The sequence below is a fragment of the Bacillus sp. ME78 genome, assembly GCF_903970865.1.
GTDB classification, from domain to species: domain Bacteria; phylum Bacillota; class Bacilli; order Bacillales; family Bacillaceae_G; genus Bacillus_A; species Bacillus_A cereus.
In genome coordinates this window covers 17,198-38,388 of the sequence record NZ_CAJCKK010000033.1, presented here as the reverse complement: position 1 = coordinate 38,388, position 21,191 = coordinate 17,198, and the positions used below count along the sequence as shown (strand labels likewise).

Genomic DNA, 21,191 nt, shown 5'->3' with positions numbered 1-21,191 from the left:
TTGAAGTTTTGTGGAACATGTAAAAAGAACGTTGCAGACCATTTGAACTTTTGTCCTGAGTGTGGGAGTAAAGTAGAAGTAATCGTTGATAACACTGCTGCTTCATATACAGAATTACAAAGCGAGACAAAACCAGTGAAAAGTAAGAAAAATGTATTTTTAATCATTGGTTTAGCTATTATTGTTATTTTATTATTTGGGGCATATAAATTTGGAGCATATAAGTTTTCAAAAGAAAAGCAAGTAAATGTAATGATTGAAGCATTCCAAAAGAAAGATATTAACGCAATTGATGAGTTTGTGAAAGCAAATGATTCAAGCTTAAAGATTAAGACAGAGGATATTAAAGCGTACATGCGTTATTTAAAAGAGAATCCTTCTTACAACAAACAATTGTTATCTTATTTACAAAAAGAGACAGTAGATCAAAAGTTAACAAAAGATAAACCTGCATTTAAAGATGGGGAAATAGTAGAAGAGGGAAAAGAGTGGTTCTTATATCCAAAGTATAAGTTCAGCATGAAATCTTATTATATGAGCGTAAGTACAACTGCAAAGAATGCAGAAATATATGTGAATGACAAAAAAGAAACAGAGCTTTCTAGTGATAAAAATTCGAAAGAGTTGGGGCCATACTTCCCAGGTACATATGTTGTAAAGGCAACGGCGAAGACAGAACTTACTGAATTAGAAACAGAGAAAGAAGTAGATTTAGCGGATGAGCAGAGCGAGAAAGTGAAAATTGATTTATCGCTTGAAGGCAAGTATGTAAGCATTTCTTCTGATGAAAGTGATGCAACTGTATTTGTGAACGGGAAAAAACGTGGAAAATTAAATTATGGAAGTTATAAGCTTGGCCCTGTATCCACAGATGAAACAGTAGAAGTACATTTAGAGAAAACTACTGATTTTGGTGTGATGAAATCTGAAAGTGTTAAAATTGGAGACCAAAGCACGTATTACTTAAAATTCCCGAAAGAAACATCAAATTCAGCAGTGGGCGACTTTGTAAAAAATCATATTTATGATAATGTACGTGCAATTTCATTAAATGATTTTAGTTTAATTGAAAATAATTATGATAAGAGCGGGAAATCGTATAAGGAAGACCGTGATTATATACAGTATTTACACAAAAAAGGAATTACAGAAGATTTATTAACGATGGAAGTTCGTAATGTAGAGCGTCAAAGTGATACGAAATATAAAGTAACGACATATGAAGAGTACCATATTCGTTACGGTGATGGATCTGTGAAGTTCAAAAGTTTTAATAACGAACATATTGTAACTGTGAATGGAAATGGAAAGATGTTGTATCATTCTCTTGGTGCAAATAATACGTTGAAATCAGAAGATGTATCTGGTCCAACTCGTTAATATGAGAGAGGCTGTTCAATATTTGAACAGCCTCTTTATTTTGTAGCTAAATCAATATTTCGTGTCAAACCGTTGATATATCGTAAGTTATGATAGATATAATTGAAAAATCGTTGATATATTGCGATTTATGATAGATATATTCGGAAAATCGTTGATATATTTTTCTTAAATTGTGTTCACGAAGGGAAAATAAAAAGGATATCACTTAGCCGAAAAATCCGGCGAGGTGATATCTTTTTTTACGATTATGAGTGCGTTTCCTTTAATATCGCTTGTACATACGAATCATGTAATATTTGCTCTATAATTGGCAACATATTTTGTTCAAATGGAATGTCGATAGGAAATGGTTTTTGAGAGCCTGGTTTTATTCCATATTGCACAATTTTGTAATGTGTATTGTTTTCAGACTTGAGCACAATTAACTTATAGCGATTATCATCGCCAGCGAGTGAGAAATCAATAGAAGTAGCGTTATATGTTACTTCATCTTTATATATGTACGGCTTTGGCGTACCAATCCAGTCTACTTTTGCTTGTACATTCATGGGCATAGCCTCCTTATATGTATTATAAATAAATAAAAGCCAGCTCTCAATAAAGAGAACCGGCTTGTAATTTAGCAGTCATTGGTTATTTTAAAATTTTCACTTTAACAGTTTTGCGTCCCCATTTTTGAGCAGCGCTATCTGATCCAAGTAAGATGTCGATACGGTTACCTTTAATTGCACCACCAGTATCTCCAGCGATAGCTTCTCCGTAACCTTCTACCCATACTTTAGATCCTAATGGGATTACTTTCGGGTCAACAGCGATCATTTTCATGTTTGGATTCGCAGTTAAATCATGACCCATTGCAGTTAATACACGGCCGCCATATGTGCCACCGTTTTCGCTCGGGTGAGCTGTATATGCTGTAGCTACAACTGTTAACTCACGACCACCAGATGGTGTGCTAGTTTCAGCAGCTTTCACAGCAGGCTTAGCAGCTGGTTTTGCTTGTGCTGCAGGTGCTTGAGCCTTAGCTGGTGCTTCAGCTTTAGCAGGAACAGTCGTTTCTTGTTTCTCAATTACAGGTGCTGTACCTGTTAAGAAAGGAACATGAACATAAGCTGTTTTCCCGTTATATTCAAATTGTAACCACTCATTTTGTACTTGGTTCGTTGTTTCGATTACATCGTCTTTCTTCAACTTTCCAAGAATTTCTGAGTTTGTGTTCGCTTCAGCACGTACGTTTAATACGTTAGCTGTTACGTAGTAGATGCTTTTTGTGAACTCTGCACTTACGAATGCGTCTTTACCGTCTAAAGTAACTTTTGACCATCCGTTCTCTGTATTTTGAACATCTATCTTATTACCGTTTAGTAATTTACCGACAACTTTTGATTCAGTAGTAGGGTTTTCGCGTACGTTTAGTACGTCTGTTGTTACAACAGTTTCTGCATTAGCAGATGATGTGAAAATCCCAAGACCAAAAACTGCTGCTGTTGCTATACCAATTAATTTTTTCATGATAGCCTCCATTGCGTTTGTTTTCGTGTCCTCATTATAGCAACAGATTTTTTCGGATTTGGGGAAAACACACAATTACAAACCATTCGTAATAAGTCGTTAACATCCTGTAATATAACAAAAAATATAGGAAAGCGTTTTTCATTCTATATGTCTCATAGGTTTCTAGTTATATTCAAAATATTTAATACAACATGTTTTTTTCGACGTAAATAAGAATATTACAGGAATGTTACATGATGTTTACTAAACGATTACATTCCTTGAGTATTTTACCGTTTTATGGGTAATATAGTTATATAAACATAAACATTTTGTTTGTGAAGCTATAAACACGTGCTATATACTAGCAAAAAAACCGCATAATTGTTACAAAACGAAAGGGTTGCAAGGAAGAACTTTGCCCTTTTTTACATATGTAACACATCCTTTTTTAGGAAAATACATTCCTATCCGCGTTTTTCTCACACAATTTGACAGCAGTATTTCTAACTTGTAGCTCTTGCAGAGTGAAAAGGTTATACGAAAGGTAAGGCTGTCCATAAGAATTCGAATTGGTGAAGGTGAAAGTAAGAAAATCACCGCAAAATTATAGTTTTCTATCCGATTTTACATATCGGAATTTATGTTATTTACAAAAACGAAACCTACGAAGGGGGATTTGATGAGGAAACTGACAAAAACATTCATCGTTTCATTAACATTATGTATTGCATTTACAATTTGGGGGATTATTCCCGAATCTATTATTGGAAAAGGTAGCTTAGGAAATGTAACAACCGCAATTCAAACTGCATTAGTTAGTAAGTTTGGATGGTTTTATATTATTTCCGTTTCTATTATTTTAGGTGTATCTATCTTTTTAATTGTTTCGAAATACGGTTCTATTCGTTTAGGTAAAGATGATGACGAACCTGATTATAGTTATATGACATGGTTTGCTATGTTATTTAGTGCTGGTATGGGTATTGGCTTAGTTTTCTGGGGCGTTGCCGAACCATTAAACCATTTATACGCACCTCCATTTGGAGAAGGTGCAACTGAGGAAAGTGCACGCCTTGCACTGCGTTTTTCATTTTTCCATTGGGGATTACATCCTTGGGGACTATATGCGTTTGTAGCGTTATGTATTGCTTACTTTACCTTTAGAAAAGGAAAAGCAAGTACGATTAGTGCGACAGTAGGTCCGTTATTTAAGGGCGGGGAACACGGGCGTATTGCTCATTCATTTGATGTGTTAGCTGTTTTCGCAACTGTGTTTGGTGTTGCAACATCATTAGGTCTCGGTGCAAAACAAATTGCAGGTGGTGTTAGTTATTTAACATCTATCCCGAACTCATTAACGACTCAGTTAGTTATTATTGCAATCGTAACAGTATTATTTATGTTATCTGCGCAAACAGGTCTTGATAAAGGAATTAAATATTTAAGTAATACGAATATTATTTTTGCGTTTGCACTTATGATCATTGTATTATTTACGGGTCCAACAAACTTTATTATGAATTACTTCACTTCAACAATCGGTTCTTATATTCAGGAATTACCAAGCATGAGCTTCCGTTTAAGTCCATTAGACGAAGGTGGAAACCAATGGATTCAATCGTGGACAATTTTCTATTGGGCATGGTGGATTGCATGGTCACCATTCGTAGGTACGTTTATTGCTCGTGTTTCACGAGGTCGTACGATTCGTGAGTTTGTTATCGGTGTGTTACTTGTGCCGACCGTAATTGGTGCACTTTGGTTCTCTGTGTTCGGCGGTACTGGTATTCATATGGAGCTGTTTGGTGATGCACATATCTTCGACAAAGTGAAAGAAATGGGAACAGAAGTAGGATTATTCGCTATGTTCGATCAGATGGGCAGCTTTGGATCAGCTTTATCGGTTTTAGGTATTTTACTTATTGCAACATTCTTTATTACATCTGCAGACTCTGCAACATTCGTTTTAGGGATGTTAACGACACATGGTAGTTTAAACCCACCAAATCGTATTAAAATGATTTGGGGTATCGTTCTAGCCGCGATAGCTTCTACGCTATTATATATTGGCGGATTAGAAGCCTTACAAACGGCAGCTATCATTGCAGCATTCCCGTTCGTCTTTGTTATTTTCTTTATGATGGCAGCATTATTTAAAGAGTTACAAAAAGAAGGACGTATGAAGCGTCATTAATAATAGAAGGAAAAGAGCTGATTTCATATCAGCTCTTTTTTTATCCCTCTATTTGCTGAGCAGTAAGAACCCCACCTCAAAATTCAGCAAAAGCAAATAAATCGAGCTGCTTGTAAAAGCCCGATTGGTGATGGCTAATGAAAGTTTCACTTTATATAGAAGGAATTTGAAATGCGGGTAGGGGAAATAAAATACTTTACCATATAAGTAGTATGCCTTTTATACGAAGAAAAAACGATAGGTTTCGACAATATTCGATACCTTACGAATTCTATTCGTATTTTTGTCAAAAATATGTCGGAAATGTGTTGTCACGTTTATATATATGTGCTATATTATTTCCTGTAAGCGATTTCAAATAGTTTTAAAGCGCATTCAAGGGGGACATCTAGAATAATGAAACGTTACGAAAGAAAGTGGAAGCATATTTGTTTGAAACGTGTGGCACATCGTAGTGTCCAAGAAAGCACGGAACCTAAGACTGAAACGCGCAAAGAACAGCAAGAGAAGCAATTGGTTCTACAAAAATAGCAATCACTTTTTCGTATATAAATGAAGGTCGATCGTTCGTTGGGGGATGGACGTGAAATTACTTTCAGCTAAGGGGTATTGTCTGATATATAATTTATACGGCAATAAATAAGCACAGAGCATACGGCGCTCTGTGCTTATTGTTATTATTTATCTTTTTTGAATCGAACTGTCTTATCCCAGCCAATGACTTGTTTCTTGCTCTTTGCACGTAAGTATAAGATTAAGCTACGAATAAATAAGTACGTAAAGAGCTGTGCGTACGTAAAGTACATAATAACGCTAATAAAAATATTAGTCGGTGTAAAGGTTCGTTCGACACTCTGGGCACTAAATAATTGAGAAACATATGTAATATATGCGACATACCACATAAATAGTAGCGGAATGCTATATTGAATTTGGAATATCCCGAGTAGCCCAATTACAAACCAAACGTTCGAAATGATTAGGAATAGCCAAAATACAACATACACTAGAACTTGTTGTAAGGAATGAACGAGCAGTTTTCCTTTAAAGAAGCTTAATGACGAGAACATTTTCTCTAAAATGTATAAATTCCCTTGGAGCCAACGTGTACGTTGTTTAATAAGGATTTTTAAATGCTCTGGTTCTTGTTCCCAAGTAACTGATTCTGGGACGATTGGTAAGAGATAACCTTTTTGTGTAATTCGTAATGTTAATTCGGCATCTTCTGCAATTGCATAAGGGTCATAGCCACCAAGCTCTTCTAGTGCAGAGCGACGAAGAAGCATGTTTGTTCCTGTCAGTGAGCCTGTTTGGAATAGTAACCAGCGTCCAGATTGCATAAGGAGCTGGAAGATTTGAAATTCTAGCGAAATCATTCGCGTCAGCCAGTTTCTTTTTTCGTTTACTGTACGAACATGTCCAACTGCTCCAACAGCATCTTCAGTTGTTTCAGCGTGCTCTACAAGCATTCGCAGTGCGTGTGGTTCAGGTTGGTTATCTGCATCGTACACACAGAAGTATTCACCATCTGAAATACTAAGGCCGTAGTTTAATACGCGTGATTTACCCTTCGGTTCACCGGATGGAACACGAATGTGACGAATGTGGGCATAAGCTTTGTCGAAATCATCGCCGATTTCAGGTGTTTCATCTTGAGAGTTATCATTTAATAAATAAATGGTTAGCTTTCCTGGATATTCAATCTTCGCCATCGCCTCTAAAGTATCTTTAATAACGACCCCTTCATTATGAGCAGGTATGAAAATATCAACGCTCGGATAATGTTCTAGTGTACGATCTTTTCGTTTACTATTTCGGTGAATTAAGCCCGCGATTGTTAAGAAAGAGTAGTAAATGAGTAAGCCAGAGAATAGAAAGGCCGTAAAAATAAGAACATATTTAATTGAAAATGTGATACTGATCCAAAAAACGAGTACACAAAACAGAAGAAATAAAAGAAGTATAACGAGAGTCATCATAACAATGTCTGTCCTTTGTTTCCAATTTGCTCGCGTGAAATTTTTATATCTCGGATTGCTTCAGCTGCAAGCCATTGCTCCATTTTTGGCTTTAGGCGGTTCATTACAATGTCAGCACCAGCTTCATTTGTGTTTTGTAATAAAATAACTAGTGTATTATTATCATATTCAGCAGCAAGGTCAAAATCATTCCTTACCGTTTCAACTAATAAGGAAGCTACACGGTCCATAACACTTTCCTTCGTATATTTACTAAAGGAAGTGAAATCAAAGTAAACAATAAAGCCTGTTTCATTACGACGATTCATTGCAGTCGTTAATAACGCTTGGCGTCTCTCGAATTCTTGTCTTGTTAGTAATTTTGATTCTCCAATATATTGTTCCAACGTTCTCACACGCTCAGTCAAAGTTTTATTTTCATCAATAACTTTTTTCAATAGGTGAGTTGTTATGTATACAATGAAGAAGTTAGCTGCCATCAGGAAGTGGGTAATGATATATTGCCATTGATCTGATGTACTCCATAAATGAAGCCATGCTTCATAAAATAAATAAAATACGGAAATAATGGTTCCTAGTATGAAGAAAATAAATGCTGTTTTGTCAGCTAAAAATAAGAATAGTACATTTACGATTACGTATATTATTGTAAAAATGAGCGCATGCTCATAATTCGTCACATGTACAGTAGTAAAATAAAATACAATTTGTAGAATCCACATAGAGAGGATTTTATAGAACTTATCTTTCACAAAACTTTCCTCCTTAAAGCTATTTCATCCATAGATACTTGTAGTATGCGCAATTATTAAGAAATTGACTATGTCGTTAAATTCTTTTGAAGGGCAACATTCATCAGAAAAATAAAAAGATCTAAACATTATTGTATCATAATGTTATTATATTTGGGATAAGGTGGTTGATAGATATATATAATACGTTTGGATTGCATGAAAAAAGTCTTCTCTTGGAGAAAGAGAAGACTCTATATAAGTTTATAGGAACATCATACCTGCAACTGCTGCGTTTAAGAAGTTCGCTAATGTACCAGCGATAACTGCTTTAATCCCTAATTGTGCAATTTGTTTACGGCGAGTAGGAGCTAAAGTTCCTGTTACACCTAATTGAATTGCGATAGAAGAGAAGTTTGCGAATCCACAGATTGCAAATGTTAAAATTAGATTTGTTTTGTCAGAGAACTCTGCCATGTGTGGCCCTAAGTTTGCGTATGCAACGAATTCGTTGATTGCAAGTTTTTGACCGATAAAGCTTGCTGCTTGTACAGCTTCACCTGGAGAAACACCGATTAAGATTGCAAATGGTGATAATAAGTAACCGAAGATTAAATCAAGGCTAAGTTTAATATCGAACCAAGAACCAACCCATCCTAATAATCCATTTAATAAGGCGATTAATGCGATGAAAGCCATTAACATTGCTGCTACGTTAATAACAAGTTGCATACCTTCAGATGCACCGCGTGCAGCTGCATCGATAACGTTTGCATCTTCACGTTCTGTAGAAAGTTCAACGTTATTATCTACTTTTTCTGTCTCTGGCATGATTAGTTTTGCAATTAATAAGCTTGATGGAGCTGCCATAATTGCAGCTGCTAATAAGTGCTCTAACGGAATACCCATTGCTGCATAGCCGACAAGAACGGATCCAGCAACAGCTGTCATACCGCTTACCATAATAGTGAAGAATTCACTATTTGTTAAGCGTGCTAAGTAAGGTTTAATTAAGATTGGAGCTTCAGTTTGTCCTAAAAATACAGTCGTTACTGAGTTTAAGCTTTCTGCTTTAGAAGTGCCAAGAAGTTTACTTAATGCACCACCAACGACGCTAACAAATTTCTGCATAATACCGAAATGATATAAGATTGCTACTAATGAACTAATAAATACGATTGGAAGTAGTGCTTGAATAAAGAATACAAATCCCCAAGGTCCTTTTGCGTTGACTAAATCCCCAGCAACGAACTTAATTCCCTCGTAAGAAAAATTAATTAATCCTTGAACACCGTCAGCAGCGTGTTTTAAACCTGCTTTACCAGCATCCCATCGTAATACGATAAATGAAAATGACATTTGTAATGCTAGCGCAATTAAAATTGTGCGCCAATTAATAGCTTTGCGGTTGGAAGATAGTAAGAAAGCAATTGCTAATACTCCAATCACGCCGCCAATTCCCCATAAAAGATTCATGCAGTGTATGCTCCTTCCTCATAGTAAAAAAAGTGTATAAACCAGTTGTCTATACTTTTGCGAATATACATCTTAAGTAACTTATCATAATGGACATCGGAGGTCAAACGTCTAACGAAAAGTTTAAATAAAAAGAAAATTCTTCAAAAAAACACATATGAAATGAATGGACATGAAATAGGTTATGTTTTTTATGAGAATATATACATTATGATAACGTTATGGATTATTTTTGCAGAATAAAGTGTATGAAATGGAAGAATGGATACATTATTTTTATAGAGAGAAGGTAGGAGAAAGGGAGTAATATGTTGAACTCATAGCAAAAAGCCTTCTAGTAAACTAGAAGGCTTGGAAACTATTAATTAAGGTGCTTTCGTGTATCCTAAGAAGTGGCTCTTCCAATAAGAGTTACTTAATGAAGCGATTGCTACACCTTTATCTCCAGCTTGGATAAATGATCCGCCCCCAAGGTAAATACCCATGTGAGAAGGACCTGATTTATAAGTGTTTTGGAAATAAATTAAGTCACCTGGTTGTGGATTTGAAGTTTGTGGTAGGCTACTCCAATATCCCGCAACACTTTGACGGCTAATGTTATGACCAAATTTCTTAAATACGTGGTAGATGTAGCCACTGCAGTCTACGCCGTTAGCAGAAGTTCCGCCCCAAACGTATGGTACACCTTGCATTGATTTTGCATATGCAAGTACGGAAGAACTGTCGCCACTATTATTGCCTGTATTATTATTGTTGTTATTGTTTTGATTGTTATTTTGGTTATTGTTAGGCTTATTATCTACTGCGCCTCCAACTGGTGTTTTAGATAGGTAACGTGTTCCGATATAACCATTTTGACCGTTGTAGTTAATTTTGCTCCATCCAGAGTTTTCAGAGATTACTTGAACCTTCTGACCTTGTGGAAGTGCGCCTATGATTCTATAATTTGTACCTTCGCCGCTACGTACATTTAGTGCAGAAGCATTAATGTAATAGTCGCCAATTGCACCTTGGTTAGGTTTTTCAGGTTGTTTTGGTTGCTCAGGAGTAGTAGTGCCACCTTTAACGAATTTTACAAATTCGCTACTAACAAAGCCTGTTTTTCCTTGGTAATTTACTTTAAACCAACCGTTTTCAGATCCAACTACGTTTAATGTTGTACCGTTTAAAACGCCACCAATTACACTATGGTAAGCGGCAGGGCCTGTACGAACACGTAAAGATGTAGCGTTAACTACGTAAGAACCACCAGTTTGAATAGTTCCATTATTATTGTTTTGCTCTTGTTTGTTGCCTTCTGTAACGTTTTCGTTAGAACCGCCTTTTGTTACGTAGTCTTTGCTTATATAAGCAGTTTGTCCTGCGTAATTGATTTTGAACCAATCTTGAACTTCGCCGACAACTTGTACTACTTGTCCTTTTTTGACAGAACCTACAGTTGTGTGAGAAGTGCTAGGACCTGTACGAACGCGAAGGGAAGATACATTTACTGTATAGTTTCCGCTTGCTGGTTTTACTTCTTGGTTGTTATTATTCGTATTGTTGTTTGAAGAACCCCCATTAGAAGAAACGCCAGATACGAATTCGCCACTTACATAACCTACTTGTCCATTATGGTTAATTTTCACCCAACCATTTTCTTGTCCAATTACGTTTAATGTTTGTCCTGCATATACACGTCCAGAAACAGAACTAGAAGTGTTAGGAGCTGTACGTACACGTAATACATCAGCAGTAACTTTATTGTTTCCACCTGTGCTTACATTGTTGTTTGCTGCTCCACTTTTTGATACAAATTCGCCACTAACAAAGCCTGTTTTTCCGTTAATGTTAATTTTGAACCAACCATTTTCTTCGCCAATCACGTTTAATGATTGACCGTTATAAACACGTGAGATGATGTCGTGAGAAGTGCTTGATCCCGCACGAACATGTAAGACGCTCGTGTTTACCGTATAAGATGAGTTGTTTGACGCAGAAGCTTGGACAGTTGTAGCAGCTTTTTGTGTATTTTGTTCAGGTGCAGCTTGAACACTATCAAGTGTAGGTGCTGCTCCTCCTGCTACAGACACTGCCGCAAGACCGGCAAGATACTTTTTCATAATTTGTCGATTCCTTTCTGTCTGTAATGTAGTGAAGAAATATTTACCAACTGTTAAAAATTCTAAAGAGCATGTCGATTACTGTCAAGGCTTATGTGGGAATCTGAATATGACAAAAAGATTACAAGAAAAAATCAAGGCATAAATTTACACCTTGATTTCCATTTAAATGCATATATTGAATATGAAAGGACATAAATTATTCGTGTTTAAGAAGATGACATATTGGATTGTAACAAGATTTTATTAAAAGATTTTTGCAGTTTTTTGGTGATAGGTCCAACTTGCCCATCTTGAATCGCGGTTCCATCAAGGTGGGTCATTGGTAAAATTTCAATCGTTGTGCCTGTGAAAAAGCATTCATCTGCTTGATAAACGTCACGAACGCTGAAAAGTTCTTCCTGTACAGGTATGTGAAGAGTATTCGCTAAAGAAAGGACATATTGACGAATAATGCCATTTAAAATAAGGTGATTGGCTGGATGTGTGTAAAGGGTTCCGTTTTTAATTAAAAAGAAGTTGGAATGACTTCCTTCCGTTACAATACCATTCCTTACGAGAAGTGCCTCTTTACAGCCTTTCCGTTCAGCTTTCGTAGCAGCTAGTACGTTTGGTAATAAATTTAATGATTTAATGTCACAGCGTAACCATCGAGTATCCGGTTCTGATATAGCGCGTATACCATATTCGATCCATAACGCTGGTCTTTCTTTTTTTGTAATATAGGCATAAATTGTCGGAGGGTTGTCATATGAAAATATATGTGTGCGAGCTTGTACACCGCGAGATACTTGCAAATAAATTGTGCCATCTTCGTGGAAATGGTTTCTTTCAATTAATTTGTAAAGTAAAGTGATGAGTTCAGCTTTTGAGAAAGGGAGCGATAATTCTATTTCTTCCATGGATCGATATAATCTCGTTATGTGCGGATCTAATAAGTGAAAGTTCCCTTTATATAGGCGAATAACCTCGTAGACACCATCTCCGAACTGCAAACCTCTTTCTTCAAGTTCTATGTACGTTTGTTGTTTTGTTGTATCAATAACTTCATCATTCCAAAGTACAAATTTTTCGTATGCCAATTTCCGTCCCATCCTTTCGTAAGTACGTAAGTAACGTGAAACTTTCATTCATGCAAGATAAGAATCACTATAGTAATTTTTATGTAAGTAATTCTCTACATATGCCCGTAAATGCCCGATTGGTGAGGGCTGATTAAAGTTTCACTTTACAGCATTTTGTATATACAAATTCGAAAATAAGAATGAGAATCCTGCTTTTAAATAAAAAAAAGCAACATTCTTATGGAATGCTGCACAAGGAGGGTAGCTATCTTTCATAGGGACATTGTCTCGTTGAATGCTTTGTGTATGGAAACAAAACATGTTGAAAGACAATTATAAGAAAGTAGAAACAAAAGATTTACACATTTCTTTAAGGGATCTTACGAAAGATGAGAGATAAGAAATATGTAGAACCTTGTTTACATATTTTATTATAGAGATTTTTCATTAACACTATGTGAATATTTGGTAAAGGTTATGTAATTTTAAAGCTAATGAATATAAGTAGTTGTATGGAAGAAAATAAAAAAAGAGGCTGAGATTACTCAGCGCTCTTCTTTTCTTCTTTAATAGCTGTTTTTACTTCACCAGTTTTGATCTTATTACTTTCAGAGAAGCGAAGTAAGTCACCTTCAATGATTTTATCAGACATGTTCAATTCATTTTGGGCACGATCAATTAGTGGTTGAGATTCTTCTTTCGGTAATTGTACAACTTCGCCAGTAGCACGGTCATAGAATGTACTGTTTGTGTACATGTATTTATCTGTAACGAAGCTACCGTCACGAAGAACAACGAATCCTTTATTATCAGGTGAGAATACATCATGACCGAATCGAACGTCATTTGTAGAATCTACACCAAGTAAGTTTAGAATAGTTGGTTTAATGTCAATTTCACCAGTCGGTTTCGAAATTGTTTTACCTTCTTTTTGACCTGGAACGTGAATAAACATCGGTGTTTTTTGTAAGTTCATATGGTCAAATGCAGTGATTTCTTCTTTTCCTAAGAACTGTGCCATTGCACGGTTATGGTTTTCAGAAATACCGTAGTGGTCACCGTAGAATACGATTACTGAGTTGTCGTAAATACCTTCTGCTTTTAGACGCTCAATAAAGTGTTTCATTGCTTCGTCTAAGTAACGAGCAGTTACCATGTAACGGTCAAATACTCCATCACCAGAATTATATTCGTCGATTAATTTTGTACTGTCATCGTAAGTGAATGGGTAATGATTCGTTAAAGTAAGGAAGCGAGTATAGAATGGTTGCTTCACTTCTTTCAACATATCAATAGATTGATCGAAGTATTCGATATCTTTTAATCCCCAGTTTAATTTTGTTTCCGGCGTAATCTTGTAATCAAGCTCGTTGTAGTAACGATCATAACCAAGTGCTGGATACATAATGTTACGGTTCCAGAATGTTGCGTTGTTTGCGTGGAATACCGACGTGTGATACCCTTGCTGACGTAAAATTTCTGGAGTTGCTGTATATTCATTGTTACCGTGTGTGAAGAATACAGCACCGCGGTCTAGTGGATATAACGAAGTATCTACTAGGAATTCAGCATCAGATGTTTTACCTTGACCAGTTTGATGGAAGAAGTTATCAAAGTAATAACTTTCTTTCGTAAATTGGTTTAAGAATGGTGTAACTTCTTGTCCGTTAACTGTGGCACCAATTAAGAATGTTTGTAATGATTCAAGAGAGACAACAATTACGTTTTTCCCTTTTGCAGTACCGAACATATTTGGATCTGGTTTACTTTGTGTTGTTTTTACGTAGTTTTCTGTTTCTTGTAATTTACTACCGTCAGCGAATGCTTTTTGTGAACTTGATTTTGCTTGTAAGCCAAGATCGTATACTTGGTGTACATATAATCCTAAGTTTTTAACAAGCATAACGCGGTCGAATGAACGTGTTAATAGTTCTGGGCGTTCAGCTTCTGCAAGTCCTAAGTTTGCGAAGAAAATAGCAACTGTTGATACGAAGTATAGAGAACGCATCGGGCGTGCTACACGCTCTGTAGGTGCAAAGTTTTTCATTTTCTTCAACAGAACGAAGAATATGATAATGTCTGCAAATGCAAGAATAATTTTGTAGTTAAATAATTCTTTCACACTAGAACCTAAACTTCCGAAGTTAGATGTTTGTCCGAGTACTGGTAAAGTAACGAAGTCATTGTAGAATCCGTAGAACATTACGTTACCAACAAGAACGATTGTTAAGATAAAATTAATTCCTAGTGCTATATAGTTACGTTTTTTCCCTTTTGCAAATAATGCAAGACCAACAAGCAGTAATGATGCTGCTAATGGGCTAAGGAATAAAATGAATTCTTGCATGAAAGATTCAAGTTTTAAATCAAAGCTTGTGCGTGTAATAATGTAAGTTTTCAGCCATAAGGCTAAAGCTACGAATACAGTGAAACGCACATTTTGAAATTGTGATTTCAAGGTTTCTTTCATTCATTTCCACCCTTTCTCTATCAGGCTTGGTCGATTTTGGAGCGAAAAATGCTAAAATAAAAAATACATAGTTTTCTTGGCCATAATTAAAGGTTCTATATTCACCCATATACGACTATAACTATGCATACCCTTTTGGTTTCTTTTGTTGCTCATAAGCATAACGTCATTTCTGTATTATACAACAAAATTCATTTCTGAGAAACACTATAACATTTTACATTTTTTGTATAAGATTTGTCACTACCAGAGAAAACTTTAACATTCGTTTATATGTCCGTCAACTAGAAAATATAACAAAGATAGAGCAGAATGTTAAGTGGAAGTGAAAATTTTCTTTGTTGAGAAATAAGAAACGAAGATGGGCAAGGGTTATCTAGAAATCTATTATATGAAGGAAATCGTGTAAAAATTAACGAACGCTTGTTCTTTTTTGGTTTGTTTGTTACAATGAAAGTTCATTGATAGGTTTTGTGTAATTTCCATGAACTTTTACTGATAACATATTGTAGCTTATTTCTTTTTAAAAATAGGGAGGCTTTTACATGAAACAAAAATTTTCAGTTGAAGCGTTTTGGAAGAAAGTAAAACATGTTGCAAAGCAAGCAGGGCAGTCGGTCATTTATACAAGTTTATTACTGTTTTACGTTTTGCAAAGACCCGATGTTCCAAAGCGAGTGAAAATTATTGTAATTGGAGCACTTGCTTATTTTATTGCACCGATTGATGCGATTCCAGATTTCATTGCTGGAATTGGCTATACGGATGATTTAGGGGCGTTAACGGCCGCACTAATACAGGTGTCGTTATACGTCAATGAAGATGTGAAAGATAAGGCACGAGTGAAGTTGGCAGAATGGTTTGGTTCGGATATAGACACAACATTTATCGATCAGAAATTAGGTCAATAGGTGAAACCTGTCATAAGGTGACAGGACGAACGTAAGCGAGGAAGTGCATTATGCCATCAGGAAGAACGCATACGAAAATAAACTTAATATCCCTTCCGGTTGTTTTGTTTTTGCTTTTTTCGTATGGATTAACAAATTTTGATTTTTTATTAACTTTTGCAATTGGTTTTTTAGTAGGTACTTCATTTTTAACACCGGATTTAGATACGTACAGTAATGCTTATAACAAATGGGGTTTCTTACGTATATTTTGGTATCCTTATAAAAAAGTAATGCCGCATCGATCTTTCTTTACGCATACGATTATACTTGGTGATGTGATTCGTATTGCGTACATGTTAATCGTCTTTTCTCCATTTTTATTTCTATTAAATGTAATCGCACTGGATGGTAATTTAATAGAAATTGCGAAGAAACATGAGGTTGAAATTGTAACGTTCTTAATGGGAATTGTTGTGGCAAGTACGCTCCACATTATAGCGGATAAAGTGAATACGCGCCGAAAGAAAATGATGAGAAAAAAGAAGAAACGCAGAAGATAAAGTGAACGGAAAAGGACCCTTGCAATTTGCAAGGGTCCTTTTTTAAACAAACGTTTGTTTAAAATTAAGCTTTCAGTACTTTAATTCCTTTTACAATGTTCCAGATGAAGTAGTATAAGCTGATGATTCCGCAAATAGCTAAGACAATCATTGATCCAATTCCAAGTGTTATATCTGCTTGTTCAGATCCCATGCCCATAATTCCTAAAATGGCTACGCCGATAAATGTAGCAATACTTGGAATGATGTGTGTCCATAGAGCACGTTTTGCATGTGGCTTTGTTTCAGCGTCCCCCACAATCCAAACGATAATTGGGAATAAGATAGGGGCAAATAGTACACTAAAGTACGATAAAGCAGCTAATATTTTGTTTCCATTCATATATATCACCTCATAAATAATGTCCGTTGTTATACTATTATTATGCAATAAATTTTGCAAGCTTTCTATCGATGAACATTACAGGAACATGACGATTTTGTAAGATTTTTTTGTTAAATGATAAAATTTTCAAAAAAATCTTTTTTAATGGAAATTGTTATGGTACAGTATAAATGGAAGTTGTTGAAAACGTTTTCTTAAACGTTTTTTTTATTTTAGGCTTAAAGGTATGATGACCTGATAGTCTATTGATGAGGTTATTCTATTTAAAAGGGGATTCTTTAGGGGGAGAGAACAATGAACACATGGACACAAATTTATGATCCATTCGGAAACATTTGGATTTCGGCAGCGGTCGCACTTATTCCGATTATCTTTTTTTTCTTAGCTTTAGCAGTTTTCCGCATGAAAGGGTATGTGGCAGGATTTATTACAGTTGTACTTACAGTTTTAGTAGCGTTATTCGCTTATAAAATGCCGTTCACGATGGCAATGGCAGCGACCGGATATGGTTTCTTATACGGATTATGGCCGATTGCTTGGATTATCATTATGTCGGTATTTTTATATAAAATTTCTGTAAAAACAGGTCAATTCGATGTGATTCGTGCATCGGTATTATCGATTACGAACGATCATCGTCTACTCGTTATTTTAATTGGATTTTCATTTGGAGCATTTTTAGAAGGAGCGGCAGGATTTGGAGCACCAGTAGCGATTACAGCAGCGCTTCTTGCGGGTCTTGGGTTAAATCCTTTATACGCAGCAGGTCTTTGTTTGATTGCAAATACTGCACCAGTGGCGTTCGGAGCGATGGGAATTCCGATTACAGTTGCTGGACAAGTAACAGGTATTGATCCACATAAAATTGGACAAATGGCTGGACATCAATTACCGTTCCTATCATTATTTGTTCCATTCTTTATCGTATTTTTAATGGATGGATTTAAAGGGATAAGACAAACGTGGCCTGCGTTACTTGTAGCGGGTAGTTCATTTGCAATTACGCAGTTCATTACAGCGACATTTTTAGGGCCGGAACTTCCGGATATTACATCGGCACTTGTAAGTTTAATTAGTTTAGCGCTGTTCTTAAAAGTTTGGCAGCCGAAAGAAATCTATCAATCCGAGCAAGCAAATAGTGAAGTAGCAGCAACAACGACAGCAGCATCGATGCCGAAATTAACGTTTGGAAAAGTAGTAAAAGCATGGTCTCCATTTATCGTATTAACGGTTATGGTAGTCATTTGGAGCCAAAGTTTCTTTAAGGCATTATTCGCTCCAGGAGGGGCTTTAGCAAGTCTTGTATTTAAGTTTGAAATTCCAGGTCTGCATAATCTAGTAATGAAAGCAGAGCCGATTGTAAATAAACCAACGCCTTACGAGGCAATTCTGAAGTTTGATGTATTATCAGCAACCGGAACGGCGATTTTAATTGCTTGTATCATTTCCATGTTTATTTTGAAAATGAATGTAAAAGATGCAGTAGTGACATTTAAAGAAACGTTAAGTGAATTAAAAATGCCAATTCTATCAATCGGATTCGTACTAGGGTTTGCATTTATCGCAAACTATTCTGGTCTATCTTCTACGTTAGCGTTAGCACTAGCAGGAACTGGCGGACTATTCCCGTTCTTCTCGCCTTTCTTAGGCTGGATTGGCGTATTCTTAACAGGGTCTGATACGTCTGCGAATGCACTGTTCTCGAATTTACAAGCCATTACAGCACAGCAAGTCGGCGTATCTGAAGTGCTTCTTGTTGCAGCAAATACAACAGGCGGTGTAACAGGTAAAATGATTTCTCCGCAGTCGATTGCGATTGCTTGTGCAGCAGTTGGTCTTGCTGGAAAAGAATCGGATTTGTTCCGTTTTACAGTGAAGCATAGTTTGTTCTTCGTAATTATTGTTGGTATTATGACTTATGTTCAGGCTTATTATTTAACGTGGATGATTCCATAAACAACAAAAGAAATAAACTTTGAATTTTCCAAATTATGGTGTATAATGGAAAGGTATTGAAAATTAAATCAGTGATAAACTAGGGGTGCCTAACGTATGCGTAGGCTGAGAGAGAAGCGCGTGAACTTCTTAACCCTTTGGACCTAATCTGGCTCGTACCAGCGTAGGGAAGTTAACGGCTTTACATAATGATGTCTTTATGAGCCAGGTCCTTATTTTTTTATGGACCTGGCTCTTTTTATGGAAGATGCGCAAATTGGGAATACCGACAGTAGTGGATAGGGTTGTTCAACAAGCAATCAGTCAAGTGCTTGGTTCAATATTTGAAAAACAATTTAGCGAATCTAGTTACGGCTTTAGACAAGGGCTCTTTTATGTTTGTATTTCGGAACTTCATCATATTTCTTTAAATAATAAGCACGGTAAGTAGCTTCACGAAGTTGTACAGAGTTGGCAGCTTCAACCATGTAATAACGAAGATACTGGTTTCCCGTTCGTGTCATGGGTGTTCGTTCCGATTCAAAGTTTCCAGATTGCGATTTTTCCAGTAAAGACCGGTGTATTTGGCCAATTGTGCTTCGTTCTCAAAGCGTTCAATTTGTCCAACTTCCGCAATGATTCCCGCGGCGTATACGACTCCAATGCCTGGAACACTTGTTAAATATCTCGCTTCTGGAATGGCTTAGAATAAAGCAGTAATGCTTTTTTCTATCTCTTTGATTTGTTTTTTCAATGTTTGAATCAATCGTGCATAAGTGGCTAATACAACGTCCACAGAGTCTTGAACGACCTTACCTAGTCGGTAGGAGTCACGTATGGCTTTCTTGATGGTTTTCGCTAAATCTTCCGGGTCGCTAAAGCGTCCTTTCTCCTTTTTCTGAAGAAGAGTAGCGAGTGCTTCTAGATCCATTTCTGCGATTTCATCCAACGAAAGGGAATCTGAGAGTATTTCCATCATCGTCGCACCAAAAACAGAGGTATTTAACTCTTTCGATAACGTATTACATTTGTAGTAAAGGTTCTTCAGAAAGTGTTGCTTACATTCTGTTTGCTGGTGAACGAGTTGATATCTAGATCGTGTTAAACGTTGAAGGGCAACGTATTTTTCCTCCTTGATAAGAAACTTATTATACCGTCCGATTCGTAAAAAATCGGCAATACGGAAAGCATCTATTTTATCGGTCTTATCTTCTTCAAAGAGTTTTTTATACCGATGGATGGCTTTTGGATTTTGTACGACCACTTCCACGTCTAAAGCCCTCAAATCCTTATCTTCCGTTAGGAACATGGAAGGATGGAAACTATAGACGGAAGTAGATTCCATGCCAATGACAATTTTTTTATAGTTGTACAACTGGTGAAAATGGAGAACATTCTCCTTAATGGCGTTGGCACCATTCACATCGTTTGAAAGACAAATTTCTTTCAAAACAGTGTCATGACTGTCAAGAAAACATACATCAAGTTTTTCAGAGCTTACATCAATAGCTACGAATAATCTCAAAGAAAGGACCTCCTTTCTTTGAATAGTATTTGGAATGAGCTTGGATACTGTGGGATCTTCCTAGAGTCCAAAACATAGCCACAACCTCGCGTATGAGTATTCAATGATTGCCTTCATCTAAGCTGCCCTCCCACCACTATGAGAGGTAAGTGAAGGAAACCGATACAGCTTGTGCGTATGCAGTGCATTTTGGTCTGGGTCACAGTCTTTTAACGTGGTCGAACTACAGGAGGAGTAAGCATATTCCCGATGGGTCCATTTCTGAACTTCCATTATCTGGGTAAATCCCCCAGTATCCAAGACTAAATTTTACCCATACATCATTTTTTTGATGTAGCTCTTGAAGATAAAAACTATTTAATTTTCAAGGAACAGTTATTAACTTAAAACTTATTATAAGAGGAGGGTGTATCATGAAAAAAATATGTTTTGTATTAATTGTCGACGCTGGTATAAATTATGGTTCAATATTTTCTCTACCATTTTTAAGGAATCAGAATGATTTGAAGGAATATTTTTCTAAGTATTATGATGTTTCAATTAATTATATTAGGGATAAAAACTCAGTTGACTATTTGGTAGTTCCCAAACCGTGTCCAGCTTTTGATAATGAAAATAATCTTCCAATAATTGAAGTACCAGCAATCTTATTTATGGAAAAGAATTTTGAAAAAATAAAGACTTATATAGACAATTATTTTTCTAATAACTCATAAAGAAAATAAAAGTACAGTAAAAAGAAGTCCGATAAAAAACGAGTGGTGTAGAATATTTCTATTAATCATTCGTTTTTTATTATATTTACATATATTTTTTAAAAGAGGATTATAGACGTTCTGAAAAAAATAATTATAACAAGAACAGTGTTCGTGCTACTATCTACGGTTATTTTTTGTACTAAGTACCCCTTTAACTAACAAGACAACAAAAATAATTAACATATTAAGGAAATAATATTAAAATAAATGTAAGAGCTTTTTCTTTGAGTTTTAGCTCT

General features: G+C 36.0%; 15 protein-coding genes, 2 pseudogenes and 1 riboswitch. Of the genes and pseudogenes, 7 read left to right on the top strand and 10 right to left on the bottom strand.

What is annotated here, in order from left to right:
* Positions 1 to 1,380, top strand: a complete 1,380-nt coding sequence (locus H6481_RS24375) for a TcaA protein (RefSeq protein WP_023523521.1) — start codon at positions 1 to 3, stop codon at positions 1,378 to 1,380.
* 248 nt (positions 1,381 to 1,628) lie between these two features.
* Here the strand turns inward: H6481_RS24375 and H6481_RS24370 are convergent, their stop codons facing one another.
* Positions 1,629 to 1,931 (bottom strand): DUF3910 family protein, encoded by a 303-nt coding sequence (locus H6481_RS24370; protein ID WP_001102541.1) that lies wholly within the window; start codon positions 1,929 to 1,931, stop codon positions 1,629 to 1,631.
* 85 nt (positions 1,932 to 2,016) lie between these two features.
* Entirely contained in the window at positions 2,017 to 2,895 is an 879-nt protein-coding gene (locus H6481_RS24365; protein WP_000733343.1) for a cell wall-binding protein EntA, read from the bottom strand.
* A gap of 664 nt (positions 2,896 to 3,559) precedes the next feature.
* Here H6481_RS24365 and opuD point away from each other — a divergent pair.
* Positions 3,560 to 5,074, top strand: coding sequence for a glycine betaine transporter OpuD (gene opuD / locus H6481_RS24360; protein WP_071731476.1), 1,515 nt, complete (start codon positions 3,560 to 3,562; stop codon positions 5,072 to 5,074).
* A 677-nt stretch (positions 5,075 to 5,751) separates the two neighbouring features.
* Here opuD and H6481_RS24355 read toward each other — a convergent pair.
* The 6 genes from H6481_RS24355 to H6481_RS24330 form a co-directional block, all read right to left on the bottom strand.
* The gene (locus H6481_RS24355) at positions 5,752 to 7,053 is read right to left on the bottom strand and encodes a glycosyltransferase (RefSeq protein ID WP_182813409.1); all 1,302 of its coding nucleotides are present in this window, start codon (positions 7,051 to 7,053) and stop codon (positions 5,752 to 5,754) included.
* Positions 7,050 to 7,805 carry a dGTP triphosphohydrolase gene (locus tag H6481_RS24350; protein ID WP_182813407.1) on the bottom strand — a complete coding sequence of 252 codons (756 nt, stop codon included), beginning with the start codon at positions 7,803 to 7,805 and terminating at the stop codon, positions 7,050 to 7,052. The genes H6481_RS24355 and H6481_RS24350 overlap by 4 nt, the downstream gene beginning before the upstream one ends.
* Positions 7,806 to 8,048: 243 nt before the next feature.
* Positions 8,049 to 9,260: a NupC/NupG family nucleoside CNT transporter gene (locus H6481_RS24345; protein ID WP_001051020.1), complete on the bottom strand. Its 1,212-nt coding sequence runs from the start codon at positions 9,258 to 9,260 to the stop codon at positions 8,049 to 8,051.
* A gap of 365 nt (positions 9,261 to 9,625) precedes the next feature.
* Positions 9,626 to 11,362, bottom strand: coding sequence for an SH3 domain-containing protein (locus tag H6481_RS24340; protein ID WP_182813405.1), 1,737 nt, complete (start codon positions 11,360 to 11,362; stop codon positions 9,626 to 9,628).
* 209 nt (positions 11,363 to 11,571) lie between these two features.
* The gene (locus H6481_RS24335; protein WP_075717958.1) at positions 11,572 to 12,456 is read right to left on the bottom strand and encodes a D-amino-acid transaminase; all 885 of its coding nucleotides are present in this window, start codon (positions 12,454 to 12,456) and stop codon (positions 11,572 to 11,574) included.
* 511 nt (positions 12,457 to 12,967) lie between these two features.
* Positions 12,968 to 14,896: an LTA synthase family protein gene (locus tag H6481_RS24330; RefSeq protein ID WP_000665343.1), complete on the bottom strand. Its 1,929-nt coding sequence runs from the start codon at positions 14,894 to 14,896 to the stop codon at positions 12,968 to 12,970.
* A gap of 545 nt (positions 14,897 to 15,441) precedes the next feature.
* Here H6481_RS24330 and H6481_RS24325 point away from each other — a divergent pair.
* Together H6481_RS24325 and H6481_RS24320 are read left to right on the top strand one after the other, a co-directional pair.
* Positions 15,442 to 15,807, top strand: a complete 366-nt coding sequence (locus tag H6481_RS24325; RefSeq protein WP_000810378.1) for a YkvA family protein — start codon at positions 15,442 to 15,444, stop codon at positions 15,805 to 15,807.
* Positions 15,808 to 15,857: 50 nt separating this feature from the next.
* Positions 15,858 to 16,349, top strand: a complete 492-nt coding sequence (locus tag H6481_RS24320; protein ID WP_001139059.1) for a metal-binding protein — start codon at positions 15,858 to 15,860, stop codon at positions 16,347 to 16,349.
* Positions 16,350 to 16,413: 64 nt separating this feature from the next.
* On the opposite strand, the gene H6481_RS24315 is transcribed toward H6481_RS24320, so the two are convergent.
* Positions 16,414 to 16,731 carry a DUF4870 domain-containing protein gene (locus H6481_RS24315; RefSeq protein ID WP_053563349.1) on the bottom strand — a complete coding sequence of 106 codons (318 nt, stop codon included), beginning with the start codon at positions 16,729 to 16,731 and terminating at the stop codon, positions 16,414 to 16,416.
* Between the two features lie 297 nt (positions 16,732 to 17,028).
* On the opposite strand from H6481_RS24315, the gene lldP reads away from it, so the two are divergent.
* A complete protein-coding gene (lldP, locus tag H6481_RS24310) occupies positions 17,029 to 18,690 on the top strand; it encodes an L-lactate permease (RefSeq protein ID WP_071731479.1) in 1,662 nt (553 codons plus the stop codon).
* 71 nt (positions 18,691 to 18,761) lie between these two features.
* Positions 18,762 to 18,877: riboswitch (TPP riboswitch) on the top strand.
* Between the two features lie 57 nt (positions 18,878 to 18,934).
* Positions 18,935 to 19,051: pseudogene (locus tag H6481_RS28995) on the top strand (Retron-type RNA-directed DNA polymerase); the annotation flags it as partial.
* On the opposite strand, the pseudogene H6481_RS24305 reads toward H6481_RS28995, so the two are convergent.
* Positions 19,050 to 20,194 (bottom strand): annotated as a pseudogene (locus H6481_RS24305) (IS110 family transposase); the annotation flags it as partial. The pseudogenes H6481_RS28995 and H6481_RS24305 overlap by 2 nt on opposite strands.
* A 413-nt stretch (positions 20,195 to 20,607) precedes the next feature.
* Between H6481_RS24305 and H6481_RS24300 the strand changes: the two are divergent.
* A complete protein-coding gene (locus tag H6481_RS24300) occupies positions 20,608 to 20,910 on the top strand; it encodes a hypothetical protein (RefSeq protein WP_089171997.1) in 303 nt (100 codons plus the stop codon).
* Positions 20,911 to 21,191: the final 281 nt, after the last annotated feature.